Source organism: Ruegeria sp. D4 (genome assembly GCF_056534475.1).
Window position 1 is genome coordinate 106,055 of the sequence record NZ_JBQFPJ010000002.1, and the last position, 20,130, is coordinate 126,184.

A 20,130-nucleotide genomic window follows, 5' to 3' on the forward strand; every position below is an offset into this window, starting at 1 on the left:
GCACCGAATGGATCGTCGGCGCAAAAAAGAGTCAACGCGCAGATTGCCGCGCGCGGCCACTGTGCCACTGCGGCATAGTGGCCGTCCTTAACTTATGTCATGTGACCCGGACCAACAGGGCAAAAGATCGCCAGCCGCTGGTGTTGCCAGATAAATCGCCCGCGCGATGGCGCGCGCCAGACATAGTGAGGCGGCGTGCCCGATCATTCCCAGCACTGCCTCGTTCTCCAAAGGCATTGACCCGGTACTGACACCAAAGACCAGATCACCGTCGCCCGGCGTATGGGCGGGCAGGATGGCGCGTGCAATGCCATCATGCGCGGCCACGGCCAGCCTTTGGCATTGCGGTTTGGTCAAAGCGGCGTCCGTCGCCACGACAGCGATGGTTGTGTTGGTCTTGTCCGGCTCGGCCGGTCGCATGGCCTGCGCCTTGAGGCTGACCTGAGGCAGCCCCAGGCCCGCTCTGAAATCAGGCCCTAAACCGCCGAATTCGTCGCCAATTTCGTAAGGCGCAGCCCAGAAATGACGGTCGCCGGGCGTGGTGATACTGCCCAGCGGGTTGGCTGCGACCAGAGCCCCGACGGTGACGCCCGTGTCCAGAACAAGCGATGCAGACCCAAGCCCGCCCTTGTGCATAGCGGCCAGGGCTCCGGTCCCTGCACCGGCCGTGCCCAGCGCAAAGTCCTTTGAGGCCGCGTCAAAAGCGGCGCGCCCCAAGGCACGGTACGGGTTCTCGGTCCAGCTTTTGTCACCGCCGTTGAGCAGATCGAACAGGATTGCCCCGGGCACGATCGGGACCACGGTATGGCCGACCGGATACCCCCGGCCTTGCGACCGAAGCGCATCCGACACGCCGGAACTGGCATCCAGTCCAAAAGCCGACCCGCCGGACAGGGCGATGGCATCTATCTTTGTCACCGTTTTGTCGGGGGCCAGAAGATCGGTTTCGCGCGTACCCGGCGCGCCGCCCATCACGTGCACGGACGCGGTGAAAGGCTGATTGGCCGTTAGAACGGTTGTGCCGGATTTCAACCGGCCATCCTGAGCATTTCCGACCAAAAGCCCGGGGATATCGGTGATCAGGTTCTTAGGTCCGGGTTTCATCGAGAGGGTTTCCCTTGTCTCAGCAAAGCGCTGCCCCCGGTGGGGGTGCTTTTCAACAAAAGAGGGCGCAGGTCAGATACAGCGGCCACCGTCAACCTCCAGCGCGGTTCCGGTAATCATGCTGGCCTCGTCCGAGCACAGGAAACAGGCGGCGTTTGCCATGTCCTGAGGCGTGGAAAACCGGCCCAGTGGAATGGTCGACAGGAACTTGGCGCGAATCTCGGGTGTGTCTTCGCCCATGAAGGATTTCAGCAAGGGGGTTTCTCCGGCCACCGGGCAGATCGCATTCACGCGAACGCCAAAGGGCGCCAGTTCGACGGCCATCGTCTTGGTTGCGGTGATCATCCAACCCTTTGAGGCGTTGTACCAGTTGAGGTTCGGGCGCGGCGACAGACCAGCTGTGGAAGCAACGTTCAGGATCGCGCCCGAGCCTCGCGCCTTCATTGCCGGTACAAATGCCCGCGCAGTGTGAAAGACCGATTTCATGTTAACGCTGAAGACGCGGTCGAAATCCTCCTCGCTCACTTCCTCCAGCGGTGTCGGCAGATGAGTCACGCCTGCGTTGTTCACCAAAATATCAACCTGCCCAAACTGGGCGATGGCGGCGTCTGCCATTGTTTGAACGGAAATCGCGTCGGCGACATCAACGTGCTGGGCCACGGCTGCCCCGCCGAGGGTCGCGGCCATTTGTTTTGCCGCATCCTTGTTGATATCGGCGATCATCACGCGCGCGCCCTCGTCAAGGAACTTTTGGGCAATCCCGGCCCCAAACCCCGAGGCGCCACCAGTCACGATCGCGGTTTTATCCTTAAGCCTCATCGCGTTACCCCTCTGCCGATGTTCCGGGTCAGACTATCAACGCCCCTGCAAGATACCAGATTAATCTTCGGACACCTTGCCCCGCAGCGCTTTGACGTCGCCACGCGCCTTTTTTGCCGCAAGCCGACGCTTGACCGAACCGTAGGTGGGCTTGGTTGCAATACGCCGCTTGGGCTTGACCAATGCGCGGGTGATCAGCTCGGCCAGTCTGGCGCGCGCGATTTCACGGTTGCGCGCCTGCGAACGGGTCTCTTCGCACTGGATGATGATCGCGCCCTCTTTGGTCCAGCGTCGCCCGGCCAGCCGTTTCAGCCGGGCTTTGACCGGATCCGGCAGGGACGGGGAGCGCGCCGCCTCAAACCGCAGCTCGACAGCGGTGGAAACCTTGTTGACGTTTTGCCCGCCTGGACCGGACGAGCGCACAAAGCTCTCGGTCATTTCCCAGTCCTGCAGGGTGATATCGTCCGTAACGCGCAACATGCGCGCGACCTTACAGGTGGCGCGCAGAAACAAAAAGGGCCGCCCCGGCGGGACGGCCCTTCGAAAGTTCAGGAGGTCGGGTCGGTTAGATCAAACGACCAGCCGGAGCGAGCGCTCCGCCAAGGGCTGCCTTAACAGGCGATCCCCCCGGTTGTTCCGACACCTCTCTCCAATCTCTTTCTCGACACTGGATCACCTCCTTTTCTATCTGTTGCGGTTGAAAAGAAGCGTGACACAAGTTGTGCCAATCTCAAAGCACTTTTTTACACAGGCTGAGCGGTCAGTCGCGCAACGATCACTTTGAACGGGATCAGCGCGATCATCGCCAGCGACAGTTTCACCAGCCAGTCGGCAAAGGCCAGCGTTACCCACAAAGGTGCCATTGGACCGGACAGCATGAAAGGAACAGGTTCCCATGCCCAGCTGATGGCCGCATCGGCATCGGCGCCGAAGAACGTGACCGACGCCGAGAAGGCGATGGTGAAGAACAACGCGGTGTCCAGCGCCGAGCCGACCAGGGTCGAGACCAGCGGCGCGCGCCACCAGCGGCCGCCGCGCATCGCGTTGAACACAGTAACGTCCGTCAGCTGCGCGATCAGGAAGGCGGTTCCGGACGCGACAGCAATCCGCAGCGGCACCGCGGCATAGGTGAAGCCATCGCCCTGCAGCATGATCTGGCTGCCGATGAGCGAGCAGATGATACCGGTGACAAACCCGGCAAACACGACCTTGCGGGCCGGACCCACGCCATAGACGCGGTTCATGATGTCAGTGACCAGAAAGGCCAGCGGATATGTGAAGGCACCCCAGGTCAGCAGGCCGTCAAGGATCAGGAACTGGACCAGGATGTTCGAGGCCACAACGATAGTGGCCATGGCAATAATGCCGGGAATAAAGCTGCGTTGCATTTTCAGATGCCCGTTTTGACAAGGTAGCGGCGACTTGGCCAAGGGTTCATCCCAAGGCAAGCCGCGCTTCTAGCGAGTCGAATCGTGTTTGGCAAGTCATTCGGGCAGCAGGTATTCCACCAGCTCGGTACTCTGTAGGGCCAGAAAATTGTCGTCCGAGATCATCGTCGCCCGCAGACGCCCCTGATCGTCGCGCCAGACCGACAACCCTTCGAGGTTATCATGCGTTCCGGTACCGGTTTCAAACAGGGTCTCTTCGGACATGGGTGTGTCTGCATTGATCTGCCAACGGCGCAGGCGCGAGCGGAAGCCGGTCAGCGATACGGCACGTTCGAGAACATACAATCGGCCATCCGGGCCGAAATCTGCGGACACCGGCAGGAACCGGCCCCGCTGCGGCAGGACAAACGGCGTGGACCACGCCTGACCGTTCCAGCGATAGACCGGGATATTGCCTTCGGCGGTGCGGTTCCTTTCCGGCAGGGTATACAGCCGCCCCTGAGTGTCGATCGCCAATCCCTCGAACGATCCGTTGCCCTCCAGACCGTCGAACGCCTTGGGGCGCGGCAGAACGCGCGCGGCACCGCCCGGGCCCGAATAGCGGGCAACGCGGTGAACACCTTCGAAAGAGATATAGAAGCTTTCGTCAGGCGCGACGGCGAGTCCTTCTGAATCACCTGTGTAACCGGGCAAGGCGCGCCCTGTGCTGGACAGGACAGGCCAATGCCCCAATACTTTGACCTCGCTGATACCGTCCCCGTCCCGGTCAATCCGCGCGGACACAAGGACAGCCCGGTCGCTTAGCGCGATCAGCTTTCGACCGTTTTCGGACAGATGGATCGCCGAAAAACCGCCAAACCAGCCCGATCCGTGGGTCCACGTAAAACTGCCCAGATGGGTGGCGGCAGGACCCTCGGCTGCCCGAAGAGGCCCCGCCAGCACCAGTGTCGCAATCAGTTGGACTGCAAGACGGCGGTGCATTGCTGGGGCAGATCGGCCAATCGGTATTCGCGGCGTTTCTTGGGGGCCGGTGCGTTTGGATCAGGCGGCGGTGGGTTGAGGATATTCTGCACCCATTGCTGCGCTTCGGCACAGCCATCACCTTTGGGCGGCGTATCCTGATTGACGCAGCCACGCGATCCTCTGGGGCATTTCAGCCGGACATGGAAGTGATAGTGATGCCCCCACCATGGCCTGATCTTGCGCAGATAGGCGCGGTTGCCCTTTTCGTCGTTGCACATCTGAACTTTGGCGCCCGGGAAGACGAATATCCGGGCCACGCGCTTGTCCTTGGCGGCCTCTCGCAGAACAGCATGGTGCTGTTTTGTCCAGTTGCCGTTCACATATGCCCCGTTCGAGCGGCGCAGGGAAATCGACGAGATATTCTCGCGTGCCTTGCGGGACAGCCTCATGTCGTTGCCCGGCAGCATCCATATATCGATGTCCAGACCAAGCTGATGGCTGCGGTGGCCGGATGTCATCGGACCGCCACGCGGCTGGCTGATATCCCCGACATAGAGACCATTCCAACCTGGTTGCTTCGCCGCAAAACGGCTGAGGGCCTGCACGTAATCGATCGCTTCGGGATGCCCCCAATTTCGATTTCGCGACAGACGCATGGCCTGCCATGTCGGCCCGGTTTCGGGCAATTGCACCGACCCGGCCGCACATCCGCGCGAATAACTGCCGAAGGCGGCGGGTTTTTGTTGTGAACTGACTCTCTGCGCCCCGAACAACTGCTTGGCCAGGGGTTGCGCCCCCGCCGCGCCTGCCAGCGTCAAAGTCGCAAGAATTGCCAAAAAACGTAATAAAATCATCTGCTCTGATCCCCTTCCGGTTTAACCCAGCGCATTAGGAACAGGCCCAGAATAAACAACAGAACGATGGGTGACACCCCCAGTCTTGCGCTGCCCGTCGCGGTGGTCGCGATCCCGATCAGCAGGGGCGCGGCAAAGGCGGTGGCGCGACCGGACAGCCCGTAAAGCCCGAAACTCTCGACCGGCGCCTCGGGATCGGTGTGGCGCACCATCATGGATCGGCTGGCCGATTGCAGGATACCGCCCATGCCACCGATCAGGACGCCGCAACCAAAGAAGACCAGATCCGGCAGGTTTGATCCCTCGGGCAACGCGATGCCGTAAATCTGCGTCCGGTCCATCAGAACGACAGTGACGCAGACAAAGATCAGAACCCAGATTGCGACCAAAATAACCGGTTTAGGGCCGTATTTCCGGTCCATCTTGCCGCCAATCCAGGCAAAGATGGCCGAGGCCAGAACGCTGACGATTCCAAACACACCGATCTTGATCAGATCCCATTCCAGCACCAGGCGCGCGTAAACGCCGCCAAAACTGTAAAGCCCGTTCAGCGCATCGCGGTAAAACATGGACGAACCCAGATAGGCCGCAAGACTGCCCCGGTGCCGCAGGGCGGCAATCGACTTCCCGAGCAGGCGCAATGCCTCGCCGACACTGCCCTTCTTGTTCGTCTGTTCATCGTCGCGCACCCACAGGAAATAGGGCACCATGAACAGAACGAACCACCCTGCGGTAAAGGGCCCGACAAAGCGCGTGCCCTCGCGCGCGCCGGCGTCCAGCCCGAACAACGGCTCCATCCCGATCAGCGTCTTGCCGTTGGGCTGTTCAACAAAAAGCGTCAGCATGATCGCCAACGAGATCAGACCGCCAAAATATCCAAACGCAAAACCCGAGCCTGAAATCTCTCCGACTTCATTGTCATCGCCCAGATCGGGAAGCTGCGAGTTGATGAAGATCAGCGCATATTCCGCACCCACAAACCCCAATCCGAAGGCCGACAGCATCAGCCACATGTTCGAACCATCTGGCAGCGTGTACCACAGCGCGGCGGACCCCACCGCATACATCACCGAAAACGCGAAAATCCACGGGATGCGACGGCCGGAAACATCTGCCATAGCCCCCAACAACGGCGCGCCAAACGCGATGATCAACCCGGTGATGGTCAGGCAGTTCGCCCAGACTGTCTGCGCCTGCGCGGCGGCGGCTTCTGTTTCCAGTCCGGTATTGGCATAGTATCCGGCTGCGACCCCTGCAAAATAGGGGCCGAACACGAATGTCACCAGCAGCGTATGATATGGCTGACTGGCCCAATCGAAAAACCACCATCCCCAGATGCGCTTGCGCTTGGAAATCTCTGCCATCACTGCCTCTTTGTGCGTTTTGCTTCATAAGACGGGGCTTTGATATAATTCGCAAGCTTTCAGTTGGCCCGGACTTGCTCTTTGCGGCAGGGGCGCTTAGGTCTCAGCAAACGCGCAAACGGAGTGCCCATGCTGTCGCTGATCCAAATCCTTCTGCTGATCCTGGACATTGTCTGGTTCATCATCCTGGCCCATGTGATCATGAGCTGGCTGATCAACTTTCAGGTGCTCAACCTGCATCAACAGCTAGTGGCGCAGATCTGGTATGGCCTGAACCGACTGTTGGAACCGATCTATGGCCCGATCCGGCGCGTTCTGCCCAACATGGGCGGACTGGACCTGACACCATTGGTGGTGCTGGTCGCGGTCTATGCGCTGCGGATCATCCTGATCAACAATGCGGTCTATTTCGTCTGACCTCTTGTTCACCGAATCTTAGTGTGTGATTGTCCTGTCTTAAGAGCAGATAAACCTTAAAACAGGGCACCCCCGCACATGTTCGACGCCGCACCCCTGCTGCGAGATGTCTTTGGATTCGACGACTTCCGTCCCGGGCAGGAAGAGATCGTCGATGCCGTGACCGCAGGCGAAAACGTGCTGGCGATCATGCCCACTGGCGGTGGTAAATCCCTGTGTTATCAGCTTCCTGCCCTGCTGCGCGACGGGGTGACGGTGGTGATCTCCCCTCTGATCGCCCTGATGCGCGACCAGGTGCGCGGGCTGCAGGAGGCCGGAGTCGAGGCCGGGGCGCTGACCTCGGGCAACACCCCCGAAGAAACCGATGCGGTGTGGGAGGCGCTGGAGGCCGGGCGGCTCAAGCTGCTTTACATGGCCCCCGAACGTCTGGCCGCCGGGTCGGCCTTGGGTATGTTGCGGCGGATCAATGTCAGCCTGATCGCCGTGGACGAGGCCCATTGCGTCAGCCAATGGGGCCACGATTTCCGCCCCGACTATCTGCGGATCGGAGAGCTGCGGCGCGCGCTGAACGTGCCACTGGCGGCCTTCACCGCCACGGCAGATGCGGAAACGCAGGACGAGATTGTCGAAAAACTGTTCGACGGCACCGCCCCGCGCAAGTTCCTGCGGGGCTTTGACCGGCCCAATATCCATCTGGCCTTTGCCGCCAAGGACGGGCCGCGCAAGCAGATCCTCGACTTTGCCGCCGCCCGCAAAGGGCAATCGGGCATCGTCTATTGCGGGACCCGCAACAAGACCGAAGTGCTGGCGCAGGCCCTGCGGACCGAGGGGCACACCGCCTGCCATTATCACGGCGGCATGGAGGCCGAGGATCGCCGCATCGTCGAAACCCGTTTCGCGCGCGAGGATGGCTTAATCGTGGTTGCCACCGTCGCCTTCGGCATGGGTATCGACAAGCCCGATATCCGCTGGGTCGCCCATGCGGACCTGCCCAAATCCATCGAAGCCTACTACCAGGAAATCGGCCGCGCCGGGCGCGACGGCAGCCCTGCGGAAACCCTGACCCTGTTCGGCCCCGACGACATCCGCCTGCGCCGTTCGCAAATCGACGAAGGTCTGGCCCCGCCTGAACGGCGCATGGCCGATCACGCACGCCTGAACGCCCTGTTAGGACTGGCCGAAGCGCTGGAATGCCGCCGCCGGAGCCTTCTGGGTTATTTTGGCGAACAGGCTGAACCCTGCGGTAAATGCGATCTGTGTGACAGCCCGCCCGAAGTGTTCGACGGCACCACGCCTGTTCGCATGGCCTTGTCCGCGATCCTGCGGACCGAGGAATGGTTTGGATCGGGTCATCTGATCGACATTCTGCTGGGCAACGAGACCGACAAGATCCGTGCACGCCGCCACGATGATCTGTCGACATGGGGTATCGGCAAGGACTGGTCGCGCCCACAATGGCAGGCGATTTTCCGGCAGATGATGGGCCACGACCTGGTCCGTCCCGATCCCGAACGCCACGGCGCGCTGCGCATGACCGAGGCCGCGAAACCGATCCTCAAGGGCGCGGCGCAGATCAACTTGCGTAAGGATACAATACGCAAGGCGACCCGTCGGCCAGCGGTCAAGATGATGGTGTCGGAAGAAGATGCGCCTCTGCTGTCTGCGCTGAAGGCCAAACGCCGGGCGCTGGCGGAATCAGCCCGGGTTCCGGCCTATGTCATCTTCCCTGACCGCACCCTGATCGAGATGGCCGAAAAGCGCCCCGCCACGCTGGATGACATGGCCCGGATCGGTGGCGTCGGCGCGAAGAAACTGGAGCGGTACGGCGACACCTTTCTTGAAGTAATCGCGGGTGCGGTCGAAACTGTGCATCCCGCGCGGCGCAAGCTGGCCGGGCGCGATCAGGGCGACATCTACGATCGCCTGCTTGAAATTCAGACTCGCTTATCACGCGGTCCGGACGGGATCGACAAACCGCTGACTTGCTCGGCTTCTCAACTGGCAAAGGTGGCGCAACTCCGCTCGGACGATCCACGGGCGATCGAGCAGGTTCTGGGCGACCGCCGTCACGAAAGGTTTGGCGCTGCCTTTCTGGACGTGCTGCGTCAGGCGGGCTAGATACCCTGCATTAGGCAAGAAACGAGGGCGGATATGCTGGTAGTCATTTCCCCGGCCAAGCGGCTGGACTGGGCAGAGCGGGATGTCGATGTCACGCAACCGGACTTTCAGGATGACGCGATCCGCCTGTCGAAAACCGCCAGAAACCTGACTCTGGGCGATCTGAAGAAACTGATGGACCTGAGCGACGATCTGGCCCGGTTGAACCGCGACCGGTACCGCGTTTTTTCCGATTCGCCGGACGCAGAAGTGACCCGCCCTGCTGCTTTGGCATTTGCCGGTGATACCTATCAAGGGCTCGAAGCAACCTCACTGGACGCCGAGGAATTGGTCTGGGCGCAGGATCATCTGCGCATTCTGTCCGGCCTTTACGGTGTGCTGCGACCGTTGGATGCCATTCAGGCCTATCGGCTGGAAATGGGCAGCAAGCTTAAGACCCGGCGCGGCAAAAACCTTTATGAATACTGGCGCGACCAGTTGAGCAAGGCCCTTAACGCGCAAGGTAGCGCTATTGGGTCTGACATTCTGATCAACTGCGCCAGTCAGGAATATTTCGGCGCTGTCGACCCGAAGGCGCTTAAACTGCGGGTCATCACACCGGTGTTCATGGAAGACAAAGCCGGTACGCCGAAGATCGTCAGTTTCTTCGCCAAAAAGGCGCGCGGTGCCATGGCGCGGTATGTTATCCAGCACCGGCTGACCGATCCCATGGGGCTGTTGGATTTCGATACCGCGGGCTATCAGTACCGTCCACACCTATCGGAACAGGACAAACCGGTCTTTGTGCGCCCCTATCAGGCCTGATCCAGCATTGAAGGATCAAAAGCCACCAGTTCAACGGTGTTGCCTTCGGGGTCCTCTGTGAAGACTCCACGCCAGCCGATCCAGCCGAATTTTTCGACGCGGTAGGGTTGTCCTAATTCGGTGTACCAGCGCATGACGGCCTCCTGCTCGGAAAACGGCAGAGAAAGGGCAATGTGATGTAAGGATGACCTGCCTCCGGTCACGGGCTTGTTTGCGCTGTTCGGGTGCAACCCGGGCCGCGGAGCCGCCGTGTGATGAAACAACGCCAGCACCTGTATATGTCCGCCAAACGCTTCGGCGATGCGAAAAAAGGTAATGGCGCTGTTGTGATCGCCCGACAGACGCTCAAGCCCGATCACACTTTCATAGAACGCAACCATCGCGGGCATGTCGGCGCAGCGGATCGCAATCTCGCCCAACGCACGAGGGCGAAATCCGCGGTGATCTGAGGTTTGCTTGCGGGTCATGCGATCAGGCTATTCGACATGTCCGGGTTCGGCAATGACCGGGCAGGCGCCATCGGGACAGTGGTCCAGGATCATCTGAAGTATGCGCTGCTTGTGTAGCGGTTTCGTCAGATAGTGATCCAGCCCGGCTGACAAAATTCCGGTGTCGTCCCCGTCCATCGCATGGGCGGTCAGGGCGACGATGGGTACATGGCGCCCTGTCCCAACCTCGCGCCGCCGAATTTCAGCCGTAGCCTGTTTGCCGTCCATTTTCGGCATCGAGATGTCCATGAAGATCAGGTCCGGGTCAAAATCCAGATGGGCCTGCACCGCATCAATCCCGTTATCTGCAAATCGCAGATAGATATTCGCATCCTTGACCATCTTTTTCAGGATCAGTTGATTGGTGCGATTGGCCTCGGCCGCCAAAACTCGCATCAGACGCTGCCGGGAAGGCAACTTGAGCCGACTGGGCGCTTCGGTGACAGAAACCGCTTCCACTGTTTTGCTGGCTTTGCCAAGCGCCATCAGCTGGGAATACAGTTCGGCCCGGGGAATCGGTTTCTGCAAGACACCTTCAACCAGGTGCCGGGAAGCGCTGGCGTGGATCAAAGCCGGGTTGGCGGACATGACGACGACGGGTGTTTCACCCAGTCCGCGTTCCTTCAGGATTGCCGCCAATTCAAGCCCGTCCATATCGGGCAGGTCATGGTCGCATAGTAGCAGGTCGACCGTCTCATCCACGATTTTCAATGCCTCTGATCCGGTCTCGCAAACTGTGACCCTGAATCCCAGGCGCCCCAGCTGCTTGCTCAGGATGGCTCGATTTACAGCCAGATCCTCAACCACCACCACATGACGCAAACGTCCCCCCAGATCAGGTGGCTCCGGCTGTGGTCCCGGCATGGTCGGCAAAGAGATGCGGAACCCGAAACACGACCCCTTACCAAGATCGCTCTCGACCCAGATGGTCCCATCCATCAGGGTGATCAGTCGCTTGGTAATGGCAAGCCCCAGCCCGGTCCCCTCGAACAGCCGGTTTCTTTCATCTTCCACCTGGTTGAATTCACCGAATATGTGGCCGATCTTGTCTTCGGCAATTCCGATCCCGGTATCTTCGATCGCGACATGGATGTCGCACGTCTGCGCCTTGGCATTGGGGACTCCGGTTACGCGGATCAGGACGTGGCCCTGTGCGGTGAATTTCACCGCGTTGCCCACCAGATTGGTCAGAACCTGCCGAATACGTCCCGGATCGCCCATGAACAACGTTGGAAGAAACAGATCATAATCCACCAGTAAGGTCAGGCCTTTTTCCCGAACGCCGGGCTGCAGCAGCATCGCCACTTCGAGAATGCACCGTTCGAAATCGAACTGCTCGGGGTGCAGGGTCAGCCTGTCTGCTTCGATCTTTGAATAATCCAGCACATCATTGATGATGACCAGTAGCGCCTCGCCCGAGTTCCGGATGGTGTTGACGTATAAACGCTGCTCTTCCCCAAGCTGCGTCTCGGCCAGCAACTCGGTCATGCCGACAATGCCGTTCATCGGGGTTCTGATCTCGTGGCTCATATTGGCCAGAAACGAGGATTTGGCGCGGTTGGCGGCTTCGGCCCGTTCCCGCGCCGCCGTCAGTTCGGCCTCATGCCGGACCGAGGCGGTTATGTTCAACGCCAGGCTGACCACGTCCCCGCCATTGCCGCGTTGATCGATGAGCTTGATATACTGGCCATTCCAAAGCTGAATGACCACAGGTTCGGGGTTTGCCTGCATCCACCGCGACTGCATCCGCGCCTGCCAGTCGGCCGCGCACTCGGGTCCGGTATCGACGATCCCCTCGGTGGTCAGGATCTCGAGGATACGCGCGTAGGATATGCCCGCAGCGATCTCTTCCAAGCCTTCGAACACGCTCAGATACGCGGCATTGGCCCCAATCAGGCTGTGGTTTGCGTCAAAGAAGGCAAACCCGTCCTGAATGGTCTGGATCGAATGCCACAGACGCCGCTCGGCCACTTCGATTTTGGCGTGGGCGACGGTCAGGTCGGACTTGACCCGTTCGTTCTCGCCGCGAACCGTCTCAACCTCGGCCTGGGTTTCGCCGATGCGTCTGGTCAGGGCGATGGCGTGCTGGCCCAGTTTGCGGTTCGCTGCCGACAGTTCTGCCTGTTTAAACTCCAACAACCGTTCGGCTGCCAGCCGCGCACGCCGTTCCTGCGCCAGTTTGTTTGCAAGACTCATTTCAGATGATCCCGGAACACATTCCCGCACCATCCCGCCAGACCGTGAAGAAGTGTTTAAGCCGTTGCCAAACAAGCGGGCCACATGCGAGGGTTGCTGCAAATAGGAGGTTGCGATGCACCGCTTGGTTTTGATTGCAATAGTTTATTTTCTTTCACATTTTTTCCAGCCAGCCCCGGGTCAGGCACAATCTGCCGCGCCAGAGTTCCGATACATCACGACCCGCGACGCTGATTTTATCGGAACAGATTTGAATGCGCTGTTCGACACGGATCTGAAATCCTGCATTCAGGCGTGTTCGGCCATCCAAAGCTGTACCGCATTTACCTTTAACACTCGTTCGGATGCTTGCTTTCCAAAGAAGGACATAACCCGACAGGAACCCTACAACGGCGCTTTGTCCGCACAGAAGGTTTCAACGCCAGAATCGACCCTAACACTGGCTGAAACCCGCAAAGGCACGCTGGATTTCCTGCGACCGACCGATTTTGAAAGGGCACGTGATCAGGCCAGGAACCTTGGATTTCTGCACTCGGTCGGCGGGTTCAATGCCGAAGACGCGATGAACGCGGCCCGCGCCGCCAATACGCCGGCTCTGGCCATGCAGTGGACCGGTGTGGCCCTGTCGATCAATGATGCCTCTGACCTGTGGACAGATTACGCCCGCCTGCTGCTTGCCATCGAAGCGTCGGGTTGGAACGAAAAAAATGTCCTTCACGATCGGGCGCTTGGCGCCGCCATAAACGGATACTTGCGCGCGGAATCAGAGGGCGCTCAGGTATCAGCACTGATAATCCTGTCGAACGCGCTTGAAGCTGTCGAACGCGGGCGTGACATGATCCCTGCGCTGCGACTGGCCCAGCAGCTTCAGCCGCGCGAGGATGTTCTGGCCGCTCTGGATCAGGCGATCGGCAAATACGGGTTCCGGGTTGTGGACAGCAGCGTTGAAAGCGATGCTGCCGCGCCGCGCATCTGTGTTGAATTCTCGGAACCGCTGATCAAGGCCGGTGTCGACTATGACCCCTTTGTTCAGCGCAGCGTCGATGGTCTGGTGGTGCAGGCAGACGAGAAGCAGCTTTGCGTCGATGGTGTCGCGCATGGTGCGCGGTATCAGTTCACCTTGCGCGAGGGGTTGCCAGCCGCCTCGGGAGAAGTGCTGAACCGCAACGTCAGCCTGACCCACTACGTGCGCGACCGTTCGCCAACGGCCCGGTTTCCCGGGCGCGGATATGTGCTGCCTAAGTCAGCGGATGCGGCCTTGCCCGTTGAAACGGTCAACGTCGCCGAACTGGATCTGACCTTGCGCCGTATCAGTGACCGGAACCTGTTGCGTGCGGTTCAGCAGGGCTTTTTCGGCCGCCCCCTCAGCGAATGGGAAGAACGCGAGTTCAGCAACGAGATTGCCGAGGATATCTGGACAGGCACAGCGGAAGTCGAAAACCAGCTGAACCAGACCATGACAGCGCGCCTGCCGCTGGCTGAGGCGATTGCTGATCAATCGGCCGGTATCTACACGCTGTCCGCGCGGGTACCCGGCAGTGACCCCTACGACGACCCGTCAGCAACGCAGTGGTTCGTTCTGTCTGATCTGGGTCTCTCAACAGCTCAAGGCACGGGCGGCCTGCATGTCACGGTCCGTGGCCTGACCGACGCCGCACCCCGCGAAGGGATCGAGGTTTCGGTGATCTCGAATGCAAATGCGGTTATTGCCCGGGCCAAGACGGATGCCGACGGCCATGCCCTGTTTGATGCCGGTCTTGTTCGGGGAACGGGGGCAAGCTCGCCCGCGCTGGTCGTGGCTGTCGATGGTGACAGCGATATCGGGTTCCTGTCGCTGACCGACCCGGCCTTTGACTTGTCCGACCGTGGTGTCGAGGGTCGGGCACCAGCCGGACCAATCGATGTCTTTCTGACCACCGACCGGGGCGCCTACCGCGCCGGTGAAACGATTCACCTGACGGCCCTGACGCGTGACGATCAGGCGCAGGCCATCGAGGGTTTGCCGCTGACCGCCATACTGCACCGCCCGGACGGGGTTGAATATCGACGCGCCGTGTCGGGCGGCGGTGTTGCCGGAGGTCATGTTTTTGCGTTGCCCGTGGCTATGGATGCACCGCGCGGAACATGGCGGATCGAAGTCAAGTCGGACCCGAAGGCTGATGCGCTAGCGCAGCAGACCGTACTGATTGAAGACTTCCTGCCCGAGCGGATTGACTTCGACCTGTCCTTGCCGGACGCCCCGCTGCATCCCGGCGACAACCCGCCTCTGCGGATCGAAGCCCGCTATCTGTTCGGTGCACCGGGTTCGGATCTGAACATCGACGGCCAGGTCCTCGCGCGCCCGGCGGAAGCGGTTTCCGGATATGACGGGTATCGGTTTGGCCGCTATGATGCAGCGGTTTCCACCAAAAGCACCTATTTCGGCAATACGCGCACCGACGCCGCCGGTCTGGCAACTGTCGCGGTGGAAATCCCTGTATTAGAGACTGAGGGCAAGCCCGTTGAAGCCACGGTGATTGCCCGGCTGGCAGACGGGTCTGGACGACCGGTCGAGCGTCGCCTGACGGCTCCGGTCCGGCCAACGCAGCCGGTCATAGGAATCAAACCACTGTTTGACGGTGTTGTGCCTGAAGGCACCGAAGCCGGATTTCAGGTCGTCGGACTGTCGCCCGACCTGTCGGCAACCCCGATGCGCCTGCGCTGGACCCTGAACCGGATTGAAACCCGGTATCAGTGGTACCAGCTGTACGGAGAATGGAAGTGGGAACCCACCACCCGGCGCACACGGATCGCCACCGGAGAGGCCGAGTTTCTCTCAGACCCGCTGACTTTGACATCCGCGGTCGATTGGGGCCGGTACGAGCTTGTGGTGCAGCGGATCGATGGCGCATACGCCGAAGCGGCCTTCGATTTCTACGCGGGCTGGTACCAGGCCGCCGACGCCACAAGCACTCCGGACAGGTTGGACATGTCATTGGACCGTGACAGCTATCGCCCCGGTGACACCGCACAGCTGAGGATAGTGGCCCGCATGGCAGGTGTTGCGCAGATCGAGGTTCTGTCGAACCGGCTGATCCAACGCCAGATGATCGAAGTCCCTGAAGGTGAAACCGTTGTTCCCATCGATGTCACGCCGGAATGGGGCGCGGGCGCCTATGTCGCCGCCACACTGATCCGGCCGATGGACGTATCCGCCGGCCAGAACCCGGCCAGGGCCATGGGGATCGCTCACGCCAGTGTTGAACCGGTCGGGCGCAGGCTGCAGGTCGGGATTGAGGTGCCCGAGCTTGCGACGCCAAGACAAGTGCAAAAGACCCGCATCAGGGTCGAAAACGCCCCGGCCAATGACCCCGTCTGGCTGACGCTGGCAGCGGTAGATGTCGGTATCCTGAACCTCACGGGTTTTGAAACACCGGACCCGCAATCCTATTACTTCGGACAACGCCGTCTGGGCGTCGAATTGCGGGACGTCTATGGCCGACTGATCGACGGGATGAACGGGACCATGGGTCTCGTTCGTTCTGGTGGTGACAGTGACGCTGGTATGCGACGGCAGTCGCCACCGCCGACACAGGATCTGATGGCCGTATTCAACGGTCCGGTTCAGGTCGATGAGGCAGGCGAAGTCGAACTGGACATACCTCTGCCCGATTTCAACGGCACCGTGCGTCTGATGGCGGTTGCCTGGTCGCGCAGCGCGGTCGGTCAGGCGGAAGCTGAGATGATCGTTCGCGACCCGGTTGTCGTATCGGCCAGCCTGCCACGTTTTCTGGCCCCTGGCGACCAAAGCCGGATGCTGCTGGAGATCGTGCATGCCGACGGCCCGGCAGGTGAAATGGCACTGGGTCTGGCGGCTTCGGCCGGGCTGGAACTGGCCGCAACCCCGACCAGTTTCACGTTGCAACCCGGCGGCAAGACCGTTTTGGAAGTTCCAATTCGCGCAACTGCGGTTGGTGACCCTGAGATCAACCTGTCAATCACAACACCGGACGGCCGCGATCTGTCTCAGACGTTGCGGATGCCGGTTCGCGCAAACGATCCTGCCGTTGCTCTGACACGCCGGTTTTCGCTGGGCGCGGGTGACAGCTTTCTGTTTTCGCAGGATGTCTTCGACGGATTCCGGCCCGGATCGGTCAAGGCGATCCTGTCCGCCGGTCCGCTGGCGAAATTCGACACGCCCGGCCTGCTGGATTGGTTAAACAGGTACCCATATGGCTGCACCGAACAGATCACCAGTCAGGCGCTGCCGCTGCTGTATTTGTCTTCGGTCGCCCAGGCCTCGGGGCTGGGGAACGGACCGGCGATCGAAGCGCGGATCAGCACGGCCATCCGCAGCATACTGACCCGGCAAACCTCGAATGGTGCCTTTGGGCTGTGGCGCGCCCAAGGCGGCGATTTCTGGTTGGATGCTTATGTCACCGACTTCCTGTCCCGCGCCCGTGCGCAGGGTCATACAGTGCCGGACCGTGCCTTTGCACAGGCGATGGACAACCTGCGAAACAGGATCAGCTATGCCCCTGATTTCGACGAAGGCGGGCAAGACATCGCTTATGCGCTGATGGTTCTGGCCCGCGAAAGCGCGGCATCCATGGGCGATCTGCGCTATTACGCCGACGTCAAGGGTGATGCCTTCGCCACGCCTCTGGCAGCCGCTCAGCTTGGGGCGGCGTTGGCCTCTTACGGGGATCAGACACGAGCGGACAGGATGTTTGCACGGGCTGCCCAGCTGCTGGCTGAGCGGCCGGATCAAAATCAAAGCTACTGGCGCACCGATTACGGAACCGAACTGCGCGATGCGGCCGGACTGCTGACGCTGGCCGTGGACGCAGGCAGCGAGGTGATCGACCGGGACGATCTGATCCGGCGGGTCAGTTCCGCCCCGGCGCATTTGTCAACGCAAGAGGCATCATGGTCGCTGCTGGCGGCGCATGCGCTGATCTCGAACCCGGAAAGCGCCGGGCTGCGTGTGAACGGTGCGCCGGTCGAGGGGCCGTTTGTGCAGGTCCTGCATTCGGACAGCGACGATGTACTGAACATAACTGCCGCGGACGGACAGGCCACGGACATCACGATGACGGTGACGGGAATACCCGACGTCCCACTTGCGGCGGGCGGCACCGGATATGCGATCGAGCGGGTGTATTTCTCAATGGAAGGTGAACCGCTGGACCAGTCCGCACTTTCGGTGGGCACGCGATTTGTCACGGTTCTGACCGTCACGCCCTTCGAGGATGGCGGTGCGCGCCTGATGATCGACGACCCGCTGGCCGCTGGTATCGAGATCGACAATCCCAACCTGTTGCGTTCGGGTGATGTGCGGTCGCTGGACTGGCTGGATTTGTCCGAAGCCAGGCATACCGAATTCCGGTCTGACCGTTTTTTGGCGGCGGTTGACTTGCAGGACCGCAAGCCGGTCACGCTTGCGTATGTGGCACGCGCCGTAACACCCGGTGCCTTTCATCACCCGGCGGCCTCGGTCGAGGATATGTACCGTCCGCAGAACCGGGCGCACACAAACACTGGGCGCGTTGTGGTCGAATGATCGGGGGTCAAACATATCGAAGTTTTGGCAAGGCCGATGCCTAGGGTCAGCCTTCTGCTCTTGGCACTTGCGGGGTTTTTGTATGTGACCGGCTTTGCCCGCGACCGCTTTGCGGACTGGGTCGACGCCACATCGCTGCCTGTGGTTCTGACAGAAACCTCGGTCGAGATGCGGGACCGGAACGGTGATCTGCTGCGCGCATTTCCGGTGGCGGACGGTATCTGGCGGATGCAGCATGGCCCGGTCGATCCGGGTTTTGTCAACATGCTGATCCGGTACGAGGACAAACGGTTTCGCGCTCACTCCGGCATCGATCCGCTGGCCATGGCGCGGGCCGGGGCGCAGTCGCTTTGGAACGGCCGACCTGTTTCCGGCGGATCGACCCTGACCATGCAGGTTGCCCGCCTGATTGAGGATGGCCCGACAGGTCGGTGGAGCGGTAAGCTCCGCCAGATCCGGGTGGCTTTGGCGTTGGAACAGCGCCTGAACAAGGATCAGATCCTGTCGCTGTATCTGACCCATGCCCCTTATGGTGGAAATCTTGAAGGGGTCCGGGCGGGCAGTCGGGCGTGGTTCGGCAAGGATCCGTCCCGTTTGACGCCTGCGCAGGCGGCCTTGTTGATCGCCCTGCCACAATCCCCCGAGGCACGGCGACCCGACCGCAATCTTCAAGCAGGGCGCAAAGCCCGCGACCGGGTTTTGCAACGGCTACATCGCAATGGTCATTTGTCCAGACCCGAGATGCAAAGCGCCATGGCAGACCCGGTGCCAACCAGAATGCGGCCCTTTCCCCAGCTGGCACCCCACCTGACGGACCGGGCCCGTGCGGGGTTGCCCGAAGCTCTGGCGCAGGACCTGACCCTGGACGGGGCGTTGCAGGCAAAGTTGGAACCGCTGATCGCGCAGGCCGCTAAACGGGCCGGACCCCGCGTTTCCGGCGCAATGATCGTGGCTGACCATGAAACCGGCGCGATTCTGGCTTCGGTCGGGTCGGCGGGTTATCAGGACGCGCGTCAGGGGTTTGTGGACATGACGCAGGCGTTGCGTTCACCCGGATCAACCTTGAAACCCCTGATCTATGGACTGGCCTTCGACCAGGGTCTGGCGCATCCGGAAACCCTGATCAGCGACAGCCCGGTGATGTTCGGGCGATATGCACCCCGCAACTTCGACGGCGTGTTCAGGGGTGACGTGCGTATTCGCGATGCGCTGCAACTATCGCTGAACATCCCGGTGGTGCGCCTGACGCAGGAGCTGGGACCTGCCCGCGTCATGGACGCCTTGCAGCGTGCCAACACCGAACCGCGCCTCAACGGAGGCGCACCGGGCCTGGCGATCTCGCTTGGCGGTATCGGGCTTAGCCTGCACGATCTTGTGCAGCTTTTTGCGGTGGTGGCGGCAGGTGGCCAAGGCCCCGTCTTGCACTATCGGGCATTGGATGGCGACGCCGATACGCGACGTGTCCTGTCGGAACCGGCGGCCTGGCAGGTTGGCAATATTCTGACCGGACTGACCCCGCCATCAGGTGCGCAATCCGGTGTATTGGCATATAAGACCGGAACCTCTTACGGGCACCGGGACGCCTGGGCGATCGGCTATGACGGCCGTCACGTCATCGGTGTCTGGCTGGGGCGGGCGGACGGCACACCGGTGCCCGGCGCGTTTGGCGGCGCGCTTGCGGCCCCAGTTTTGTTTGAAGCCTTCGGTCTTCTGAAACCCAAATTCACTCCGATGCCGCCGCCGCCGCCATCAACCCTGCTTGTCGGTGCCGCGCAACTGCCCCAGCCTTTGCGGCGGTTCCGCCCTCGCCAAGCTGCTTTTGAGGCGGACCCTTCTGCGCCGCAACTTCTGTTTCCGCCCAAAGATGCCTTGTTAGAGACAAATGGAGCCTCCCTTACGCTGAAGCTGAGGGGCGGAACCGGGCCGTTTTCCGTCCTGTCTGACGGCGTGCCCGTCGTAACCGGCCAGCACCACAGAGAGTTTGAAATTCCCAACCCCGGGCCCGGACACACCGCCCTTGTCGTGGTGGATGCACTGGGCAAATCCGACAGGGTTTCGTTCAAGATCAGATGA

The 20,130-nt window shown here is 61.0% G+C and carries 14 protein-coding genes; 5 read left to right on the plus strand and 9 right to left on the minus strand.

Annotated elements, in window-relative coordinates:
* Positions 1–87: 87 nt before the first annotated feature.
* From ACR0MI_RS04530 to ACR0MI_RS04560, 7 genes are all read right to left on the minus strand, one after another.
* Complete coding sequence (locus ACR0MI_RS04530) at positions 88–1,104, minus strand: P1 family peptidase (RefSeq protein ID WP_170612924.1); 1,017 nt, start codon at positions 1,102–1,104, stop codon at positions 88–90.
* Between the two features lie 72 nt (positions 1,105–1,176).
* Positions 1,177–1,923, minus strand: coding sequence for an SDR family oxidoreductase (locus tag ACR0MI_RS04535; RefSeq protein WP_170612922.1), 747 nt, complete (start codon positions 1,921–1,923; stop codon positions 1,177–1,179).
* A 60-nt stretch (positions 1,924–1,983) separates the two neighbouring features.
* Positions 1,984–2,403 (minus strand): alternative ribosome rescue aminoacyl-tRNA hydrolase ArfB, encoded by a 420-nt coding sequence (arfB, locus tag ACR0MI_RS04540; RefSeq protein WP_170816836.1) that lies wholly within the window; start codon positions 2,401–2,403, stop codon positions 1,984–1,986.
* A 263-nt stretch (positions 2,404–2,666) separates the two neighbouring features.
* Positions 2,667–3,311 (minus strand): queuosine precursor transporter, encoded by a 645-nt coding sequence (locus tag ACR0MI_RS04545; RefSeq protein WP_170612918.1) that lies wholly within the window; start codon positions 3,309–3,311, stop codon positions 2,667–2,669.
* A 96-nt stretch (positions 3,312–3,407) separates the two neighbouring features.
* Complete coding sequence (locus ACR0MI_RS04550) at positions 3,408–4,292, minus strand: esterase-like activity of phytase family protein (RefSeq protein WP_170612916.1); 885 nt, start codon at positions 4,290–4,292, stop codon at positions 3,408–3,410.
* A complete protein-coding gene (gene mepA, locus ACR0MI_RS04555; protein ID WP_170619076.1) occupies positions 4,265–5,128 on the minus strand; it encodes a penicillin-insensitive murein endopeptidase in 864 nt (287 codons plus the stop codon). The genes ACR0MI_RS04550 and mepA overlap by 28 nt, the downstream gene beginning before the upstream one ends.
* Complete coding sequence (locus ACR0MI_RS04560) at positions 5,125–6,492, minus strand: MFS transporter (RefSeq protein ID WP_170612912.1); 1,368 nt, start codon at positions 6,490–6,492, stop codon at positions 5,125–5,127. The genes mepA and ACR0MI_RS04560 overlap by 4 nt, the downstream gene beginning before the upstream one ends.
* A gap of 129 nt (positions 6,493–6,621) precedes the next feature.
* On the opposite strand from ACR0MI_RS04560, the gene ACR0MI_RS04565 reads away from it, so the two are divergent.
* From ACR0MI_RS04565 to yaaA, 3 genes are all read left to right on the plus strand, one after another.
* Positions 6,622–6,909: a YggT family protein gene (locus tag ACR0MI_RS04565; RefSeq protein WP_170568510.1), complete on the plus strand. Its 288-nt coding sequence runs from the start codon at positions 6,622–6,624 to the stop codon at positions 6,907–6,909.
* 78 nt (positions 6,910–6,987) lie between these two features.
* Positions 6,988–9,027: a DNA helicase RecQ gene (recQ, locus tag ACR0MI_RS04570; protein WP_170619075.1), complete on the plus strand. Its 2,040-nt coding sequence runs from the start codon at positions 6,988–6,990 to the stop codon at positions 9,025–9,027.
* A 33-nt stretch (positions 9,028–9,060) separates the two neighbouring features.
* Complete coding sequence (gene yaaA, locus ACR0MI_RS04575; RefSeq protein ID WP_480853762.1) at positions 9,061–9,831, plus strand: peroxide stress protein YaaA; 771 nt, start codon at positions 9,061–9,063, stop codon at positions 9,829–9,831.
* Here yaaA and ACR0MI_RS04580 read toward each other — a convergent pair.
* Complete coding sequence (locus ACR0MI_RS04580) at positions 9,822–10,298, minus strand: VOC family protein (RefSeq protein WP_170612906.1); 477 nt, start codon at positions 10,296–10,298, stop codon at positions 9,822–9,824. The two genes, yaaA and ACR0MI_RS04580, sit on opposite strands and share 10 nt — an antisense overlap.
* 9 nt (positions 10,299–10,307) lie before the next feature.
* On the minus strand, positions 10,308–12,515 hold the full coding sequence (locus ACR0MI_RS04585; RefSeq protein WP_480853764.1) for a response regulator: 2,208 nt from the start codon (positions 12,513–12,515) through the stop codon (positions 10,308–10,310).
* A 115-nt stretch (positions 12,516–12,630) separates the two neighbouring features.
* Here ACR0MI_RS04585 and ACR0MI_RS04590 point away from each other — a divergent pair, with 115 nt between their 5' ends.
* Together ACR0MI_RS04590 and pbpC are read left to right on the plus strand one after the other, a co-directional pair.
* The gene (locus ACR0MI_RS04590; RefSeq protein ID WP_480853766.1) at positions 12,631–18,057 is read left to right on the plus strand and encodes an alpha-2-macroglobulin family protein; all 5,427 of its coding nucleotides are present in this window, start codon (positions 12,631–12,633) and stop codon (positions 18,055–18,057) included.
* Between the two features lie 36 nt (positions 18,058–18,093).
* Positions 18,094–20,130, plus strand: coding sequence for a penicillin-binding protein 1C (gene pbpC, locus ACR0MI_RS04595; RefSeq protein WP_170612900.1), 2,037 nt, complete (start codon positions 18,094–18,096; stop codon positions 20,128–20,130).